The 16,940-nt window shown below is 74.3% G+C and carries 14 protein-coding genes; 10 read left to right on the top strand and 4 right to left on the bottom strand.

Annotation, left to right across the window (positions count from 1 at the left end):
* Positions 1-65: 65 nt before the first annotated feature.
* Both NO900_RS10395 and NO900_RS10390 read right to left on the bottom strand, forming a co-directional pair.
* On the bottom strand, positions 66-821 hold the full coding sequence (locus tag NO900_RS10395) for an ABC transporter permease (protein ID WP_256409153.1): 756 nt from the start codon (positions 819-821) through the stop codon (positions 66-68).
* The gene (locus NO900_RS10390; protein ID WP_256409152.1) at positions 818-1,870 is read right to left on the bottom strand and encodes an ABC transporter ATP-binding protein; all 1,053 of its coding nucleotides are present in this window, start codon (positions 1,868-1,870) and stop codon (positions 818-820) included. Before NO900_RS10390 ends, NO900_RS10395 begins: the two co-directional genes overlap by 4 nt.
* A gap of 151 nt (positions 1,871-2,021) precedes the next feature.
* Between NO900_RS10390 and folP the strand changes: the two genes are divergently transcribed.
* The 4 genes from folP (at position 2,022) to NO900_RS10370 (ending at position 8,134) form a co-directional block, all read left to right on the top strand.
* Entirely contained in the window at positions 2,022-4,754 is a 2,733-nt protein-coding gene (gene folP / locus NO900_RS10385) for a dihydropteroate synthase (RefSeq protein WP_256409151.1), read from the top strand.
* Between the two features lie 36 nt (positions 4,755-4,790).
* Positions 4,791-6,242, top strand: a complete 1,452-nt coding sequence (locus NO900_RS10380) for a DHH family phosphoesterase (RefSeq protein ID WP_256409150.1) — start codon at positions 4,791-4,793, stop codon at positions 6,240-6,242.
* Positions 6,243-6,364: 122 nt separating this feature from the next.
* On the top strand, positions 6,365-7,435 hold the full coding sequence (locus NO900_RS10375) for an NAD(P)/FAD-dependent oxidoreductase (RefSeq protein ID WP_256409149.1): 1,071 nt from the start codon (positions 6,365-6,367) through the stop codon (positions 7,433-7,435).
* A gap of 138 nt (positions 7,436-7,573) precedes the next feature.
* Positions 7,574-8,134: a hypothetical protein gene (locus tag NO900_RS10370; protein WP_256409148.1), complete on the top strand. Its 561-nt coding sequence runs from the start codon at positions 7,574-7,576 to the stop codon at positions 8,132-8,134.
* 430 nt (positions 8,135-8,564) lie between these two features.
* Here the strand turns inward: NO900_RS10370 and ilvA are convergent, their stop codons facing one another.
* Entirely contained in the window at positions 8,565-9,776 is a 1,212-nt protein-coding gene (ilvA, locus tag NO900_RS10365; RefSeq protein WP_256409147.1) for a threonine ammonia-lyase, read from the bottom strand.
* 247 nt (positions 9,777-10,023) lie between these two features.
* Positions 10,024-10,521 carry a gamma-glutamylcyclotransferase family protein gene (locus NO900_RS10360; RefSeq protein WP_256409146.1) on the bottom strand — a complete coding sequence of 166 codons (498 nt, stop codon included), beginning with the start codon at positions 10,519-10,521 and terminating at the stop codon, positions 10,024-10,026.
* A 91-nt stretch (positions 10,522-10,612) separates the two neighbouring features.
* Between NO900_RS10360 and NO900_RS10355 the strand changes: the two genes are divergently transcribed.
* The 6 genes from NO900_RS10355 to NO900_RS10330 all read left to right on the top strand — a co-directional run bounded on the left by NO900_RS10355 (position 10,613) and on the right by NO900_RS10330 (position 16,915).
* Complete coding sequence (locus tag NO900_RS10355) at positions 10,613-11,710, top strand: ATP-binding protein (RefSeq protein ID WP_256409145.1); 1,098 nt, start codon at positions 10,613-10,615, stop codon at positions 11,708-11,710.
* Positions 11,711-11,739: 29 nt separating this feature from the next.
* Complete coding sequence (locus NO900_RS10350; RefSeq protein ID WP_256409144.1) at positions 11,740-13,161, top strand: MATE family efflux transporter; 1,422 nt, start codon at positions 11,740-11,742, stop codon at positions 13,159-13,161.
* An 83-nt stretch (positions 13,162-13,244) separates the two neighbouring features.
* Complete coding sequence (locus NO900_RS10345; RefSeq protein ID WP_256409143.1) at positions 13,245-14,753, top strand: stage II sporulation protein M; 1,509 nt, start codon at positions 13,245-13,247, stop codon at positions 14,751-14,753.
* An 82-nt stretch (positions 14,754-14,835) separates the two neighbouring features.
* Positions 14,836-15,303, top strand: a complete 468-nt coding sequence (locus tag NO900_RS10340; RefSeq protein WP_256409142.1) for an Hsp20/alpha crystallin family protein — start codon at positions 14,836-14,838, stop codon at positions 15,301-15,303.
* A 71-nt stretch (positions 15,304-15,374) separates the two neighbouring features.
* Positions 15,375-16,064, top strand: coding sequence for a protein-L-isoaspartate(D-aspartate) O-methyltransferase (locus NO900_RS10335; protein WP_256409141.1), 690 nt, complete (start codon positions 15,375-15,377; stop codon positions 16,062-16,064).
* 77 nt (positions 16,065-16,141) lie between these two features.
* The gene (locus NO900_RS10330) at positions 16,142-16,915 is read left to right on the top strand and encodes a protein-L-isoaspartate O-methyltransferase family protein (RefSeq protein WP_256409140.1); all 774 of its coding nucleotides are present in this window, start codon (positions 16,142-16,144) and stop codon (positions 16,913-16,915) included.
* Positions 16,916-16,940 lie beyond the last annotated feature (25 nt).

Genomic DNA, 16,940 nt, shown 5'->3' with positions numbered 1-16,940 from the left:
GCTTCGGGGCGGCGCCGCGCCGAGCGGCCGGCTCCCCGCTCCACGCCGGGCCGCCGGCCCTCCGCCTAATCCGTCCGCGGGACCGCGTACGCGCCGACCGCGAGGAACGCGACGGCGAGGGCGGAGAGGGCGGCGAGGTCGCCGACCCACGCCCCGGGCTCGTGGACGATCGCCCGCGTCCCGCGCGCGAAGTACGTCAGCGGCGACGCGGCGACGGCCGGCCGGAACCACCCCGGCAGCAGGTCGGGAGAGACGAACGTCTCCGAGAGGAAGAGGAGGGGGAGCGCGACCGTGTTGCTCGCGGCGATCACGCCGTCCTGCGAGTCGGTGAGCGCGCCGAGCACCGCCCCGAGCCCGCAGAACAGCGCGACGCCGACGGCGACGAAGACGGGGAGGACGGCGAGCGCGGGCGAGACGACCGGCTCGGCGTCGGTCACCGCGAGCACGAGCCCGAAGATCAGGAGGCTCGCCGCCCCGATGATCGCGACGTTGACGAGGGTGTGCGCGAGCAGCCACTCCGCCCGCGAGAGCGGGGTCGTCGCCAGCTTCTCGAACCGGCCGCCGTCGCGGTGGCGGGCGATCTCGGAGCCGACCCGCGAGAGGGGGGTGAAGAGGACGACGACCGCGAGGTAGCCGGGGATGTAGTAGCCGGCCGGCTCCGCGAACAGCCCCCCGCCGGTCGGCTGGGTGCGGACTAAGGCGCCGAAGATGACGACGAGGATCACGGGGAAAAAGAACGTGAAGAACACCGCCGTCCGCCGGCGGAGGAACGACCGCGCCGCCGCGGTCGCCTCGGTGCGGACCCGGCCCACGCGGGTCATCGGTCGCCTCCGTCTCGGGGCACCCCGTCGAGGACCTCCTCGCGCGGCGAGTACTCCTCGCCGGTGAGCCGCAGGTAGACGTCCTCCAGCGACGGTTCGGACCACGCGATCGACTCGAAGGCGACCCCGGCCGCGTCGAGGGCGTCGACCGCGTCGCCGATCGCTTCGGGTCGAACGCCGCGGATCCGCAGTCCGTCGCGGGTCGACTCGACGGCGACGTCGTTCGAACCGTCGCCCGCGCCGCCCGCGAGCGCCGCCGCGGCGCGCTCGCCGACGCGCCCGGCGACCGCCTCGCCCGCGGGCCCGTCGAGGGTCACGTCAAGTCGGGGCGCCCCGCCGTGCTCGGCGATCAGCTCGTCGGGCGGCCCGACGGCGACGACCGCGCCGTCCCGGAGGAGGGCGACGCGGTCGGCGAGCCGCTCGACCTCGTCCATCGCGTGGCTCGTGAGGAAGACGGTCGTGCCGCCGTCGGCGAGCCGCTCGATCAGGCGGTGGATCGACCGGCGGCCGGCGGGGTCGATCCCCGTGGTCGGCTCGTCGAGGAAGAGGAGGTCCGGGTCGTTGACGACGGCGGTCGCGACGCAGGTCCGGCGCCGCTGCCCGCCCGAGAGCGTCTCGTACCACGCGTCGGCGTCGCCGGCCATCCCCACGTCCCGCAGGACCGACTCGACGTCGCGGGCGTCGTCGTAGAGGCCGCCGTAGTACTCGACGAGCTCGGTCGCCGTGAGGCGCTCCGGCGGGTCGAACGACTGCGGGAGCAGCCCGATCCGCTGCGGGTCGACCGCGTCGGGCGGGGCGCCGAACACGCGCAGGTCGCCCTCGGCGTCGGTCGTCCCCGTCAGCGCGCGGACGAGCGTGGTCTTGCCGGCGCCGTTGGGGCCGATGAGCCCGAACACCTCGCCGGCCTCGACGCGGAGGTCGACCCCGTCGAGCGCGACGACGTCGCCGTACGACCGCCGGACGTCCTCGCCGACGAGGACCGGGTCGCCGGCGGCGTCGTCCCCCGCCGCACCTCCCCCGGCGGCCGACGCGGCCGCTGTCTCGTTCATGCGACCGAGTCGGGGTGCCGCGCGCGTAAGGGTTGCTCTTCGCGGCCGGCTCCCCGCGGACGGTCGGCGACCGCCGGTCCTCGCGTCGGCGGTGCCGTCCCAGCTCGCTCGGGTCCGTTACGCCTAAGCGACGCGGCGCCGACCCAGGGACATGGACTACCACGAGGCGGCGGCGTTCCTCTTCGACCTCCGCCGCTTCTCGGTCAAGCCCGGGACCGAGCGGATCGCGGCGCTGCTCGACCGGCTCGGCAACCCCGAGGACGACGTGCCGTTCGTGCAGGTGGCCGGCTCGAACGGGAAGGGGAGCGCGGCGCGCATGACCGAGTCGATCCTGCGCGAGGCCGGGCTCTCGGTCGGCCTCTACACCTCGCCGCACCTCTCCGCGCTCGCCGAGCGCGTCCGCGTCGACGGGCTCCCGATCACCGAGGACGCGGTCGCCGACTTCGTGGCCGAGGCGAAGCCGTGGCTCGTCGAGCGCGCCGCCGCCGGCGAGCCGCTCACCTTCTTCGAGGTCGTCACGGCGATGGCGATCCGCGACTTCGCGCGCCGCGACGTCGACGTCGCGGTACTGGAGGTCGGGCTCGGCGGCGAGTACGACGCGACCAGCGCGGTCGACCCGGTCGCGACCGCCGTGACGAACGTCTCGCTCGAACACACCGACGTCCTCGGCGACACGATCGCCGAGATCGCCCGCACGAAGGCCCGGATCGCCGAGCCGGGCGCCCCCCTCGTGACGGCCTGCGAGGGCGAGGCGCTCGGCGTCGTCCGCGAGGTCGCCGGCGAGGCGGGCGCGCCGGTCGCGACGGTGGTGGGGGCGGGCTCGGACCGGGACGCCGACGGCACGGACGTCGACGGCACGGACGCCGACGGCGGCGACGGTCCCGACCCGGATCCGACCCTCTCCGTCGCCTACGACGGGCGCGTGAGCCCCACCGACGCCGAGGCGACGCTCGCGGGCGAGGTCGCGGGGACCTACCGGATCCCGCTCGTCGGCGACCACCAGGCGACGAACGCGGGGGTCGCCGTCGCGCTGGCCCGACGGACCGCGGCCGCGGTGGCGGACGCGGAAGACGGCGCCTCGGACCCCATCCCGGAGTCGGCCGTCCGCGACGGGCTCGCGCGGGCGACGTGGCCCGGCCGGTTCGAGGTGGTCGAGACGGCGCCGCTGACCGTGCTCGACGGCGCGCACAACCCGGCCGCCTGCCGGACGCTCGCCGGGACGCTCGACGAGTACGACTACGACGACCTCCACCTCGTGTACGCGGCGATGCACGACAAGGACCACGCGGGCGCCGCGAGCGCGCTCCCCGACGCCGCTTCGGCGGTCACCTGCCGGCCGGCGCTCGACCGCGCGGAGGACCCCGAGGTGCTCGCGGCCGCGCTCCGCGGCGCCGGCGTCGACGAGGTGACCGTCGGCGGCGACGTGGCCGCCGCGCTGGACCGCGCGGTCGCCCGCGCCGACCCGGACGACTGCGTGCTGCTCGTCGGCTCGCTGTTCGCGGTCGCCGAGGCGCGCGCCGCCCGGCTCCGGACCGTGACGCCGCGGTCGGTCGGCGGGGCGGGCGGACGGGGCGAGGGCGACCGCGGCGGAGGGAGTCGGAACACCGACGCCCGCCGCGCGCTCGACGCGGCCGGAGTCCCGCCCGACGCGGCCGCGGCCCGCGCCGACGGGCTCGACCACCGCGTCCTCACGCTCCGGCTGCGCGGCGACCACGCCGAGCGCCTCGCGGCCGCGGTCCGCGAGGTCGGCGGCGACGCCGCGATCGGCGGGCTCGGCGCCGGCGAGGGCCGCGTCCCCGGCGGCGAGCAGGTCCCGGTCACGCTCGGCGCGACCGTCGCGGAGTACCGCGGGCTGCTCGACCGCCTGCGCGACCGGGAGGGCGAGGGGCTCGCGGGCGTCGCGACCGACCTCGCGGGGCGACTCGGGCTCGACGGGGACCGATCGGACGCCGAGGAGGGGTCGGACGCCGCCCCCGACTACCCCTGGTCCGACGGCACCGCGGTGATGGGCGTGCTCAACGTCACGCCGGACTCCTTCCACGACGGCGGGCGCCACGAGGCCCTCGAAGACGCGGTCGCCGGCGCCGAGCGCATGGTCGAGGCCGGGGTCGACGTCGTCGACGTCGGCGGCGAGTCGACCCGGCCGGGCGCGGAGCCGGTCCCCGTCGACGAGGAGATCGACCGCGTCGTCCCGACGGTCGAGGCGGTGCGGTCGGTGCCGGCGGTCGCCGACGGCGACGTGCTGGTCTCGGTCGACACGCGGAAGGCCGAGGTCGCGGCGGCGGCGCTGGAGGCCGGCGCCGACGTCATCAACGACGTGACCGGGCTGGAGGACCCGGCGATGCGCGAGGTCGTCGCCGAGGCGGACTGCCCCGTCGTCGTGATGCACAGCCTCGACGCGCCGGTCGACCCGACGAACGACCCCGAGTACGACGACGCGGTCGGCGACGTGATCGCGTCGCTCCGCGAGCGGCTGGCGCTCGCCGACACGGCCGGGATCGACCGGGACAAGGTGATCGTCGACCCCGGGCTCGGCTTCGGGAAGTCGGCGGCCGAGGCGTTCGAGCTGGTCGACCGCGTCGGGGAGTTCGCCGCGCTCGACTGCCCGGTGCTGATCGGGCACTCGCACAAGTCGATGTTCGGCGCCGTCGGTCGCGACCCGGACGACCGCGAGCACGCCACCGTCGCCGCCACCGCGCTCGCCGCCGACCGCGGCGCCGACCTCGTGCGCGTCCACGACGTGGCGGAGAACCGCGCCGCGGTCGACGTGGCCGCCGCGGTGAACGGGGCGCTGCGGGAGGGCGACGCTCCCGACGGCGGGCCTCCGGAGGGCGACGCTCTCGACGGCGGCCCTCCGGAGGGCGACGACGTCCCCGACGAATGACGGCAGCGTTTTCCTCTCGGGTCGCGTCGCGCCCGTATGGCCCGGCGTCTGCTGCTCGGCTGTAGCGCGGTCGGGAACACGCTCGTCGAGCGCAGCCGCGGAGAGCGCGGCGAGCTGATCGCGATCACCGACGACACCGGGTGGGCGTCGACGCTCCGCGACCGCAACGTCGCCACCGTCGAGGCCGACCCCACCGACCCGTCGGCGTACCCCGACCGCGCCGCGGTCGTGCTGGTCGCGAGCGACGACCCCGCGCGCAACGTCGCCGCCGCGGAGGCCGCGCGGGAGCGCTACCCCGACGCGATGATCGTGGCGCACGTCGGGACGAGTCCGACCGCGGCCGAGCGGTCGGCGCTGGAGGCGGCCGCCGACCGCGTCGTCGACCCGGTCGAGGCGCTCGTCACCCGCGTCTGCGAGGCGATCGGCGCCGACGGCGACGAGGGGGGGACCGACGAGCTCCCGGTCCGGCTGCTCGCGACGCTCCGCGAGCTCTCCGGCCCCCTCCTCGTCGTCGCCCACGACAACCCCGACCCGGACGCCATCGCGAGCGCGATCGGGCTGGCGCGGGTCGCGGACGTCGTCGGCGTCCCCGCCGACCCCTGTTACGGCGGCGAGATCGCCCACCAGGAGAACCGCGCGATGGTGAACCTCCTCGACCTCTCGCTGTCGACGTTCGACGGGATCGACCTCGACGACTACGACGGCGTCGCCCTCGTCGACCACTCGCGGGCGGGGATCAACGACAGCCTCCCCGAGGGACACCCGGTCGACGTCGTGGTCGACCACCACCCGCCGCGCGGGCCGGTCGCGGGGTCGTTCGTCGACATCCGGCCGGACGTCGGCGCGACGAGCACGCTGATCGAGGAGTACCTCTCTCGACTCGGCGTCGAGCCGGACCGGCCCCTCGCCACGGCCCTGCTGTACGGGATCCGGATCGACACGAAGGACTTCACGCGGTCGACGTCGATCCCGGACTTCGAGGCGGCGGCGTCGCTGTCGCCGCTCGCCGACGAGTCCACGCTCGAACGCGTCGAGAGCCCGAGCGTGAGCCAGGAGACGCTCCGGGTGCTCGCAAACGCCATCGAGGGGCGCGACGTGCGGGGGTCGACGGTCGCCTCCTGCGTCGGCGAGATCAGCGACCGCGACACGCTCGCGCAGGCGGCGGAGCGCCTCCTCGACCTCGACGGGGTCGCGGTCACGTTCGTCTACGGCTACATGGACGGGGTGATCTACGGCTCCGCGCGGTCGCGCGGCACGGACCTCGACGTGGGCGAGCTCCTCCGCGACGCGCTCGACCCGGTCGGCTCCGCCGGCGGCCACGCCACGATGGCCGGCGCGCAGGTCCCGCTCGGCATCTTGGAGGAGGTGTCGGAGTCGGAGTCGCTGCCGGAGGTCGTCGAGACGTTCGTCTCCGGGCGCTTCTTCGAGGCGCTCGACGACGCGCCGACGCAGCCGACCGGCGCGGCGTCGGAGTTCCCGACCGACTGAGGGCGGGGGCGGGGACGCGCCGGCTCGGGTCCCCGCGGCCGCGTCACGCGCCCGTCGGCTCGCGTTCGGCAACCGCGCCCGATGGCGCAACCTACATACTTCGCGGCGGCGAACGGTCTCACATGACCGACGACGTCGTCGACCACCGCCGACTGATCATCGCCGGCACCGGTATCGCGGGGCTCTCCGCCGCGATCTACGCCGCGCGGTCGAACAACGACCCCCTGCTCATCGAGGGCGACGAGCCGGGCGGCCAGCTCACGCTGACCACCGACGTGGAGAACTACCCCGGCTTCCCCGAGGGGATCTCCGGCCCGCAGCTGATCAACGACATGAAAGCGCAGGCCGAGAAGTTCGGCGCCGAGGCCCGCAACGGGGTCATCGAGGACGTCTCGAAGGAGCCGGTGGGCCACTTCCGCGTCGAGCTCACCAACGGCGACGTCTACACCGCCGACGCCGTGATCGCCGCCTCCGGCGCGAGCGCCCGGACCCTCGGCGTCCCCGGCGAGAACGAGCTGATGGGGTACGGGCTCTCGACGTGCGCGACCTGCGACGGCGCGTTCTTCCGCGGTGAGGACATGCTCGTCGTCGGCGGCGGCGACGCGGCCATGGAGGAGGCGAACTTCCTGACGAAGTTCGCGGACACCGTCTATATCGCCCACCGCCGCGAGGAGTTCCGCGCGGAGGACGTCTGGATCGAGCGCGTGATGGACAAGGTCGACGACGGCGAGATCGAGCTCCTCCTCAACACCGAGCTCACCGAGATCCACGGCACGCCGGAGGACGGCGTTGACCACGTGACGCTCGTGGAGCACCCCGAGGGCCACCCGAAGGAGAAGCTCGACGACCCCGCGACCGCCGACGAGGTCGACGAGTACGACTTCGACGTCGGCGCCGTCTTCTTCGCCATCGGCCACACGCCGAACACCGATTTCCTAGAGGGGACGGGGATCGAGACCGACGACGACGGCTACCTGATCACCGAGGGCGGCCGCGGCGGCGGGCAGACCCGGACCGGCGTCGAGGGGCTCTTCGGCGCGGGCGACGTGGTCGACTTCCACTACCAGCAGGCGGCCACCGCCAGCGGGATGGGCGTGCAGGCCGCGCTCGACGCCGACGACTACCTCTCCGAGCGCGAGCGCGCCGGCGAGCTGTACGAGGGCGAGGTCGACGCCGCGACCGCGGACGACTGAGAGGCGGTTCGTCGGTTCCGGCGCGTTCGGTTCACCGCCCCGGCGGTTCCGTCTGCGCCCGTGAGGCGATCGGTGACGCAAACCCCTCTTTGAGTTATACGCGGTACTATCCGCGTCTCCCCCGTCGTCCGAAACGTGATGAGCAGACGTAGTCTGGCCGTCGTCGTCGTCGCGCTCGCGTTGTTCGTGGCCGGTAGCGCCGTCGCCCTCGCCGGCCCCGTGTCGGGAGGGCCCGGCAGCCTCTTCGGCGGAGCGAGCGATCAGCCGGCGCTGCTTCACTTCGATTCCGACGAGGTCCGCTGCCCCGACGAGTTCGCGGCCAACAGTTCGACCGCGGTGTCCGCCGGGCCCGAGAACACGGAGATAACGTACGCTCGAAACGTCTCCCTGCCGAGTTCCTCGTACGCCGTCGGGGATCCGACGTTCGAACGGCTGAACGAGTCCGCCTACGTCCTCGACGTGCCGATCGAGGAGGCCGGGAACGCGTCCCGGTCGTGTTCGGGCGTCGTCCGCTACAACGGCACGATGCGGATTCCCGCGGGCGACGATCCCTGGACCCTGATCGTGAAACAGGACGGCGAGACGGTCACGACGCTGCGCGGCGACTCGGACTCCTCCCTCCTCGGCGGATCGACGAGCGTGAGCGGAAGCGTTTCGGCCTCGGAATCCGCGACCGATTCGACGAACTCGTCGGAGTGAGTCGCGGTCGCGGCGAACACCGACACGCCCCCGGCTGCTCGACGACACGCGAATACTGACTCGACGGCGACTACCTCCACAGTACCGGCCGTTCGGCGATACGTCACCGACATTACTCCCGTGAACACCGGCAAAGCCCCAGGCGCGAGAACTCGCGCGGCTTGCTGTGCTCCTCGCTTGGTCGCTCACTTCGTTCGCTCCCTCGCTGCGGTGCTTACTGCGCCGTGCTTCGTCCTCGCCCCTGCCCCTTTGAGTCCCGCCCCGCCCAGCACGGCGACCGCACCTCACGCCTCCCCAGCCTCGCGGTTCGTTCGGGACTCCCTGCGGTCGCCCCTCACTCACCGCGTCCCTCGCGCGTGCGGTTCGCGGCCTGTCGGCCGCTCACCGGCACGCGCCGCCGCCGTTCTGTTTATAAAAGCCGCCGCTCGACTCAGGACAGGACCTCGACCTCGTATCCGTCGGCTTCGAGCGCGTCGACGATGTCGGCGGCGTGTTCGGCGTCGTCGGTCTCTAATTCGAGTTCGAGCTCGGCGGCGTTGACGGCCACGTCGCGCGAGGTGCGGTCGTGGTGGACCGCGTACACGTTCGCGCCGGTGCGCGCGACGATGCTGGAGACGCGCTCCAGCTCGCCAGGCCGGTCCTTCAGGCTGACCGTGATCTTGAGGTATCGACCCATCTGGACCAGCCCGCGCCGGATCACGGTGCCGAGGCGGTTGAGGTCGATGTTCCCGCCGCAGAGCGCGGCGACGACCGTCTCGCCGTCGTCGTACTCGAACGCCTCGGAGAGGACGGCGGCGAGCGCGACCGCCCCCGCGCCCTCCACGAGCGTCTTGGCGCGTTCGAGGAGCAGCGTGAGGGCTAAGGCGATCTCGCGGTCGTCGACGGTGACGACCTCGTCGACGTACTCGGTCATGACTTCGAGGGTCGCCTCGCCGACCGCGCGCGTGGCGATCCCGTCGGCGATCGTGTCGACGCTGTCGATCTCCGTGACTTCGCCGGCTTCGAGCGACTTCGCGGCCGACGCCGCCCCGTCGGCCTGCACGCCGACGACGCGCGCGTCGGGGAGCTGCTCTTTGACCGCGACGGCGACCCCCGAGATGAGCCCGCCGCCGCCGATCGGGACGACGACCGTGTCGAGCTCGGGGCAGTCGTCGACGATCTCCAGGCCGAGCGTCCCCTGCCCGGCCATCACGACCGGGTCGTCGAAGGCGTGGACGTAGGTGCGGCCCTCCTCGCGCTCCAGCTCGTGGGCGTACGCCTGCGCCTCGTCGTAGTCGACGCCCTCCAGGCGGACGCTCGCGCCGTACCCGCGGGTGGCCTTCACCTTCGAGACGGGCGCGAACTTCGGCATCACGACGGTGGCGTCGACGCCCGCGCGCTGGGCCGCGAGGGCGACGCCCTGCGCGTGGTTCCCCGCGCTCGCGGTGACGACCCCGGCCTCGCGCTCCGCGTCGGAGAGCGTCGCGATCCGGTTCATCGCGCCGCGGATCTTGAACGCCCCGGTCCGCTGGAAGTTCTCCAGCTTGAGCCGGACGTCCGCGCCGCTCATCTCGGAGAAGGTCCGCGACCGCTCTAAGGGCGTGTGACGCGCCACGCCGTCGACGCGCTCGCGCGCCGCGTGAACGTCGGAGAGGGACAGCATGCCTCCCCGTCGCCGCGCCGCCCGCTAATCGGTTCCGGTCCGCCGCGTCGCTCCCGATTCCGACCGAACGACGGACGACACGCTCCGGATCGGGCGGAAGCCGACGGGCGAGCGACCGGCTCGCCGTCCGTGAAGGGGGGAATGCACGCGTGTGACGTGCACCTGAAACCAAGCGGGCTGAATACAAAAAGGTGGGGCTAGCGGAGCGAAAGTGAAACCGCACGACAGCGGCGCCGTCATTCCTCCGTCAGACGGGGTTTTCGGGGGTCAGCCGCACCCGCACGTCGGCCCGTTCGAGGTACGCCGCGACGCGCTCGGCGAACCCCCGATCGAGGTCCGCGGGGTCGTCCGCGGATCCCGCGTCCGATCGCATCGCGTCCGACCGCGCCGCGTCCGATTGCGCCGCGTCCGACCGCGTCGCGTCCGGCCACGAGGCGTCCGCGTCGAGGCGCTCGGGGTCGCCCACGTAGACGGCGGCCCGGTCCGGGTGCCCGTCCGGCGCGTCGAGCGGGACGCTCACCCGATGGTACAGCCCGTCCTCGACGCCCTCGTACTCGTCGAGCGCGGCCGTCTCGTCGGTCCGGAGGAGCCGACCGGCCGTCTCGCCTCCCGGTACGAGCGTCGGGTACCGCCCCTCCACGGGGCGGAGCCCCGTCAGGGTCGCCGGGCCGACGTAGACGTACGAGTCGAGCACCGCGGCGACGCGGTCGGGCTCGGTCAGCGTCCCGTACGCGAACACGTCCATGGGTCGTGTGGGTCGTTCGCACGCTTGAAGCTTCGGGCGTGCGCCGCCGTTCGGCCCAAAGGTTTTGATCGCCGCCCGCCTGGGTGAGCGCATGTATCGCCCCCGCGGCCACCTGGTCGTCTCCGCGCTCGGGGCCGCGATCCTCCTCGCGGCGGTCGTCCACCACTGGAGCGAGCTCGGCGCCGTTCGGGATTCGACCGGTCCGATACTCGCCCTGGCGCTCGACGGCGGGCTCGCGCTCGCCGTAGTCTACGCCGGCCGACGGCTCTCCCGGGCCGGACTCCCGCGGTGCGGGGAGCGGCGGGTCGCGCGGTGGACGGTCGCGGGCGCGCTCACGGCCCTCGGCGCGATCGGCGCGACGCTGCTCGTCCGCGCCTTCGAGGGACGGCCGCTCGTCGAGCCGGCGTTCCCGCTCCTGGTCTCCGCGGGCGCCGGCGCCCTCGCGGGCATCGTCGCCGGGTACTACGCGGTGCGGCAGGCGTCGGAGGCGCGCCGCGCCCGCGAGGCGACGCGGGCGGTGTCGTTCGTCAACCACCTGCTGCGTCACGACCTCCGGAACGACTTCGCGACGATCCGGGGATACGCGGACCTCGGGGACGACGCCGGCGACGCCGACCCCCGAACCGTCATCTCCCGCAAGGCGCAGGAGGGGCTCGACCTGATCGAGGCCACGAGCGGGATCGCGGACGCGCTCCTCGGCGACGCGACGCTCCGGCCGATGGACCTCGCGAGCACGGCCCGGTCGGTCGTCGACGACGTCGACCGGGCCCAGGGCGTCACCGTCGAGGTCGACCTCGACGAGCCGGCGCCGGTCGCGGCCACCGACGGCCTCCGGTCCGTCGTCGACAACCTCGTCGAGAACGCCGTCGAGCACGCCGGTCCGAACGCGCTGGTCCGCGTCGCCGTCCGCGCCGGCCCCGAGACGGTCACCCTCTCCGTCGCCGACGACGGTCCCGGGATCCCGCCGGAGCGACGCGACGCGCTCTTCGACGCCGGAGACGACACGGGCGGGCTCCAGATCGTCGACGCGCTCGTCGACGCCTACGGCGGGGAGATCGCGGTCGCGGACTCCGACCTCGGCGGCGCCCTGTTCGAGGTGACGCTCCCGCGCGCGGAGTCGACCGGGACCGCCGATCGGCCGTCGACGCCGACGGCGGCTCCGGCGGTCTCGACCGGCTCCGACACCTAAAAGCGGCGCACGACCCTCCGGCGTGACGCATGGATCTCCCGCGGCTGCGCGATGTCTGGCGGCGCGTCTTCGCGCTCGCGTGGCCCGTCATGGCCGAGCAGACGTTCCGCACCGCGATGCGGACGACCGACGTGCTCGTCACCGCGCTGTTCTCGCCGTCCGCGGTCGTCGCCGTCGGGCTCGCCGACCTCTACGCCCGGTTCCCGCTCCGGATCGGGCTCGGCCTCGGCGGCGGCGCGATCGCGCTCTCCTCGCAGGACACGGGCGCAGGCGCCGCCGAGAACCGCGACGAGGCCGTGACGCAGGCGATCCTGATCGGCGCGCTCGCCGGGGTCCCGTTCGTGCTGTTCGGCCTCGCCTTCGGCGAGCTCGCGATCGACGCCTTCGGCCGGCTGGTCGGGGAGCGGACCGCGCCCGAGGTCGTCGCCCTCGGCTCGACGTACCTCGCGATCGTGTTCGCGACCGCGCCCGCGCGTCACGTCGCCCTGGTCGGCGCCCGCGCGCTGCAGGGGACCGGCGACACCCGAACGCCGATGTACGTTAACATTGCGGCCAACTCGCTCAACATCGTCGGCTCCGTCGCGCTCGGGCTGGGGCTGTTCGGCCTCCCGCGGCTCGAAGTCGTCGGCGTCGGGCTGGCGACCGCGGGCGCGAACGTGCTCACCGCCGGCCTCCTCTGTCTCGCGATCCGGGGCCCCCGGACCGACGCGAGCTTCGCGCGCCCCCGCGACCTCACGATCGCCGGCCAGCTCCTCCGCGTGAGCGCGCCGCGGGTGGCGGAGGGGTTCGGCTCGGAGCTCGCGGAGTTCCCGTTCAACGCCCTCCTCCTCGGCTTCGGCGAGGCGGTCAACGCCGGCTTCCAGATCGGGCGGCGGGCGTACCAGCAGGTGACCGGACCGCTCTCGCGCGGGTACAACGTGGCGGCCTCGGTGCTCGTCGGGCAGGCGCTCGGCGCCGGCGACCCGGACGAGGCGCGGTTCAACGGGTGGGCGGTCGCCGGGCTCGGCGCGCTCACGGTCGGGGCGATCGGCGGCGGCCTCGTCGTCGCCGCGCCGCGGCTCGTCCCGCTGTTCACCGACGACGCGGCGACGGTCCGCTACGCGGTCGACTTCGCCCGCGTCTACGGGGTCGCCGGGACCGCGCTCGCCTGCTTCTCCGCGCTCTCCGGCGCGCTGCAGGGCGCGAGCGAGACGCGGATCCCGCTCGTCGCGCGGGTGTCGGGGATGTTCGGGCTGTTCCTCGGCGCGTCGTGGCTGCTCGGGCGGACGGTCGGTCTCGGTCCGACGGGCGCGTACGTCGGCGTCTCGCTCGCGTACGCCTGGATGGCCCTCGTCGTCGCCGCGGGCTTCCGGTACTCCGGCTGGGCCGGGCGCGCCGCGGACCTCATGGCGGAGCGCGGCAGCGGGGTCGACCCCGAGGTCGACGAGGCGGAGGAGCCGGCGACGGACTGAGCCGCGACGCGGTGGTCGGGCGCGAGCCGACCCGACTCGCGACACACGGACCCATTAAGTGTCGAACGACCGAACCGCTCCGCATGGATCTGTCATCCGCCGTCACCGCCGCGGCCTCCACCCTCCGGCGGCGCCCCGCTGACCTGATCCCGTTCTACCTCCTCGGAACGGCGGTCCCCGTCATCGCTCGGATCGGCCTGTTCACCGCGCTCGCCGGCGTCTACCTCCACCTCGAACTCACCGGTCGGCTCGCGGCCGCCCGCGAGTCGCTCGCGAGGCTGGACCTGACGCCGCCCGACACGCAGGACCCCGAGGCGCTGCAGGCGTGGGGCGAGTCGCTCGCCCCGGCGCTCGAACCGCTCGCGTCGCCGACCGCGCTCGCCCTCGTCCTGGCCGGAACGCTCGCGACCGCGGCGATCGCGGTCCTGACGTACGCCGCGGTGTCGGCCGGCCAGATGTCCGCCGTCGTCGCCCGGCTTCGGAGCGCCCGCGGGCTCACCGCCGGGATCGCCGGCGTCCGGGACCGCTGGCTCACGTTCCTCGGGATCTACGTCGCCGAGCTGCTCTGCTGGCTCGGCGTCCTCCTCCTCGGCGGGATCGCGGTCGGCGCCGCGTTCGCCGTCGACCCGTTCCTCGGCGCCGCGGCCGCGCTCGTCGCCCTCCTCGTCGGCTTCGTCGCCCTCCTGCTCGTGCGGGCCGTCTTCGCGTTCGCCCCGGCGGCCGTCGTCGTCGACGACGCGGGCGCGGTCGGCGCCGTGGAGGGCGCCGGCGGGTTCGTCCGATCGAACCCGGCCGACGCCGCCGCGTACCTCGTCGTCGCCGTCGGCGTCCTCGTCGCGATCTCGTCGGCCGCCTCCGCGCTGGCGTTCCTCGGCGGCGGCGCGATCGTCGCGCTCGTCAGCGCGGTCGCCGCGGCGCCCGCGCTCGACCTGCTCAAGACCGTCCTCTACGGCGACTACCGCGGCGCGGTCGACCCGCACGACCCCCCCGAGGCGAGCCTCCGCGCGCAGCTGTCCGGCGGCGTCCGCCGCGGCTGGCGCGAGATGACCGCGTTCGTGCGCGGGAGCCCCGGCCTGCACGTCCTCGCCGTCGCCGTCGGCGTCGGGTTCGGCGCACTCGGCTGGCTCGCGGTCGACCCGTTCGTCGGCGCGCTCACGACCTCGATCGAGGGCCGGCTCGTCGGTCACGTCCCGCCCGTGGCGGCGCTCAACTTCTTCGGCAACAACTGGACGGTCGCGATCGCGACGTCGCTGGCGGGCGTCGCCCTCGTGGTACCGGCGCTGTCGTCGATCGCGTTCAACGGCCTCGCGCTTGGCGCCACGGCCGCGTTAGAGGAGAACCTCGCCGCGCTCGCGGCGTTCGTCGTCCCTCACGGGATCCTCGAAATCCCGGCGCTGTTCGTCTCCGGCGCGCTCGGGGTCCGCCTCGGGATCGTCTCGTGGCGGACGCTCCGCGGGCGGCGCTCCCGCGCCGAGTTCGCCGACGCCCTGGAGACCGCGTTCTGGGTGCTGGTCGGCGTCGGCGTACTCATCGCCGTCGCCGCGTTCATCGAGGGGTTCGTCAGCCCGTACTACTGGCGGCCGTTCCTCTGAGGCCCGGCGACGGCGCTCTCGCCGACCCGTTCGACCCTCGCGCCCGTACGTTCAAGTCGCTCCGTCACGAATCCTGACCTGTATGACGCGACGCGATCCCTTCGGCGAGATCGAGGAACTGCTCGAACGGATGGGCCGCGAGTTCGAGGAGCTCGGCGGGACGCTCGACGCGCCGGGGGGTCCCCGACTCCCCGGCGCCCGCGACGTCGCCGTCGACGTGATCGAGGACGACGAGTCGATCACGGTGCTCGCCGACCTCCCGGGGTTCGACGACGAGGACATCGACGTCGAACTGCGCGAGGAGTCGCTGTCGATCGCGGCCACCCGCGAGGAGGAGCGCGACGTCGCGGACGGAGCGGGCGACGCGGACGCGGAGGGAGTCCGGTACCGCCGCCGCGAGCGCCGGTCGCGGTCCGTCTCGCGACGGGTCCCGATCGCTGAGCCCGTCGAGCGCGACGGCGCGACCGCCTCCTACGAGAACGGAGTCCTCACCGTCACGCTCCCGAAGCGGTCGGAGAGCGGCGAGGGCCACAGCATCGACGTGAGCTGACGCCACCGGCCCCCTGACGACGAGCCGGCACCGCCGACAGTTTCTCCACGGTAGCCGTGCTACCGTATCGCATGGACGACGCGAACGGACCGAGTTCACGAGACGGTCCGGAGCGCGGTGAGCCCCCCGACCGCGCGGCCGCTCGCCGGGAGCTCGTCGACGCGCTCCGGGAGCGCCTCGACGTGAGCGAGCGCACGCTGTCGGCGATCGAGGCCGTCCCCAGACACGAGTTCGTCCCCGAGAGCCACCGCTCGCGCGCCTACGCCGACCGGCCGCTCCCGATCGGCCGCGACCAGACGATCAGCGCGCCGCACATGGTCGCGGTGATGACGGACCTCCTCGATCCGGACCGCGGCGACCGCGTCCTCGAAGTCGGCACCGGCTGCGGCTACCACGCCGCCGTCCTCGCCGAGCTCGTCGGCGGGGGCAACGTCTACAGCGCCGAGTACGTCCCCGAGCTCGCCGCCGACGCCCGCGAGCGGCTCGACCGGCTCGGCTACGACGTGACCGTCCGGGCCGGCGACGGCCGCGAGGCGTTCCGCGACGAGGCGCCGTTCGACGCGGCCTCCCTGACGTGCGCCCCGTCCGGCGGCGTCCCCGACCCGATAGTCGACCAGGTCCGGACCGGCGGTCGGGTCGTCGCGCCGGTCGAGGACGGGGGGCTCCTCGGCGGCGGTCAGCGGCTCGTGCGCCTGACGGTCCGCGAAGACGGCGTCGAGCGGGAGGACCACGGCGGCGTCCGGTTCGTGCCGATGCGGTGACGGGCCTCGCCCGACCCGAACCGTCCCGCCGCCGCGCCGAACGAGCGGTTTTAGGCGACCGAGCACCGAGCCCGACCATGGACGAGGCGTCGCTGCGGGCGGACATGATCGAGGGGCTCGAACACGAGCTCGGCGAGCCGCTCGGCGCCGCCGTGCTGACGGCCCTCAAGCGGGTCCCGCGAGAGGCGTTCGTCGACGACTCCCCGTACGCGAACGCCGCGAGCGACGAGGCCGGGACGCGCGTCCTCGCGCCGGCGACGGTGGTGCGACTGATCACCGCGCTGGACGCCGCGGAGGGCGACGACGTCCTCGTGGTCGGCGCCGGCGTCGGCTACTCGGTCGCGCTGCTCGCCGAGATCGCGGGCGCGAGACACGTCCACGCGGTCGACATCGACCGCGAGGCGGTGTCGATCGCGCGGTCGAACCTCTCCGCGGCGGGCCACGACGCCGTCCTCGTCGACCGGCGAGACGGCGCCAACGGGCTGCCGGAGTACGCGCCGTACGACCGGATCCTCCTGGAGGCCGCGGTCCTCGAACCGCCCCGCGCGCTCAGGGAGCAGCTCGCCGACGGCGGGCGGATCGTCTACCCGCGGGGGAACGCGGTGCAGACGGTCGCGGCGATCGAGCCGAGGCCGGACGGAACCGCGGGAGCGGACGACGACGCCCCGCCCGGGTTCCGCACCGTCGAGACCGCCGGTCCGGCCCGCCTCCGGCCGATGCTCGTCGACGGGGAGCAGCGCGGCGTGGAGCGGAACCGCACGCGCCGCGAGGACGCCGAGCGGGCCGAACAGGGCCACTTCGCGCGACACGGGTGGGAGCAGGAGTGGATCGACTGGGACGACCGCCTGTGAGGGAACGAAGCGCCCCGACGCGTCC

The sequence above is a fragment of the Halorubrum rutilum genome (assembly GCF_024494565.1).
This window is presented reverse-complemented; position numbering and strand designations above follow the sequence as displayed.

Excerpts from the sequence above, each read along its gene's own strand:
- NO900_RS10395 (WP_256409153.1), bottom strand. The coding sequence starts at position 821 with ATGACCCGCGTGGGCCGGGTCCGCACCGAGGCGACCGCGGCGGCGCGG.
- NO900_RS10390 (WP_256409152.1), bottom strand. The coding sequence starts at position 1,870 with ATGAACGAGACAGCGGCCGCGTCGGCCGCCGGGGGAGGTGCGGCGGGG.
- folP (WP_256409151.1), top strand. The coding sequence starts at position 2,022 with ATGGACTACCACGAGGCGGCGGCGTTCCTCTTCGACCTCCGCCGCTTC.
- NO900_RS10380 (WP_256409150.1), top strand. The coding sequence starts at position 4,791 with ATGGCCCGGCGTCTGCTGCTCGGCTGTAGCGCGGTCGGGAACACGCTC.
- NO900_RS10375 (WP_256409149.1), top strand. The coding sequence starts at position 6,365 with ATGACCGACGACGTCGTCGACCACCGCCGACTGATCATCGCCGGCACC.
- NO900_RS10370 (WP_256409148.1), top strand. The coding sequence starts at position 7,574 with ATGAGCAGACGTAGTCTGGCCGTCGTCGTCGTCGCGCTCGCGTTGTTC.
- ilvA (WP_256409147.1), bottom strand. The coding sequence starts at position 9,776 with ATGCTGTCCCTCTCCGACGTTCACGCGGCGCGCGAGCGCGTCGACGGC.
- NO900_RS10360 (WP_256409146.1), bottom strand. The coding sequence starts at position 10,521 with ATGGACGTGTTCGCGTACGGGACGCTGACCGAGCCCGACCGCGTCGCC.
- NO900_RS10355 (WP_256409145.1), top strand. The coding sequence starts at position 10,613 with ATGTATCGCCCCCGCGGCCACCTGGTCGTCTCCGCGCTCGGGGCCGCG.
- NO900_RS10350 (WP_256409144.1), top strand. The coding sequence starts at position 11,740 with ATGGATCTCCCGCGGCTGCGCGATGTCTGGCGGCGCGTCTTCGCGCTC.
- NO900_RS10345 (WP_256409143.1), top strand. The coding sequence starts at position 13,245 with ATGGATCTGTCATCCGCCGTCACCGCCGCGGCCTCCACCCTCCGGCGG.
- NO900_RS10340 (WP_256409142.1), top strand. The coding sequence starts at position 14,836 with ATGACGCGACGCGATCCCTTCGGCGAGATCGAGGAACTGCTCGAACGG.
- NO900_RS10335 (WP_256409141.1), top strand. The coding sequence starts at position 15,375 with ATGGACGACGCGAACGGACCGAGTTCACGAGACGGTCCGGAGCGCGGT.
- NO900_RS10330 (WP_256409140.1), top strand. The coding sequence starts at position 16,142 with ATGGACGAGGCGTCGCTGCGGGCGGACATGATCGAGGGGCTCGAACAC.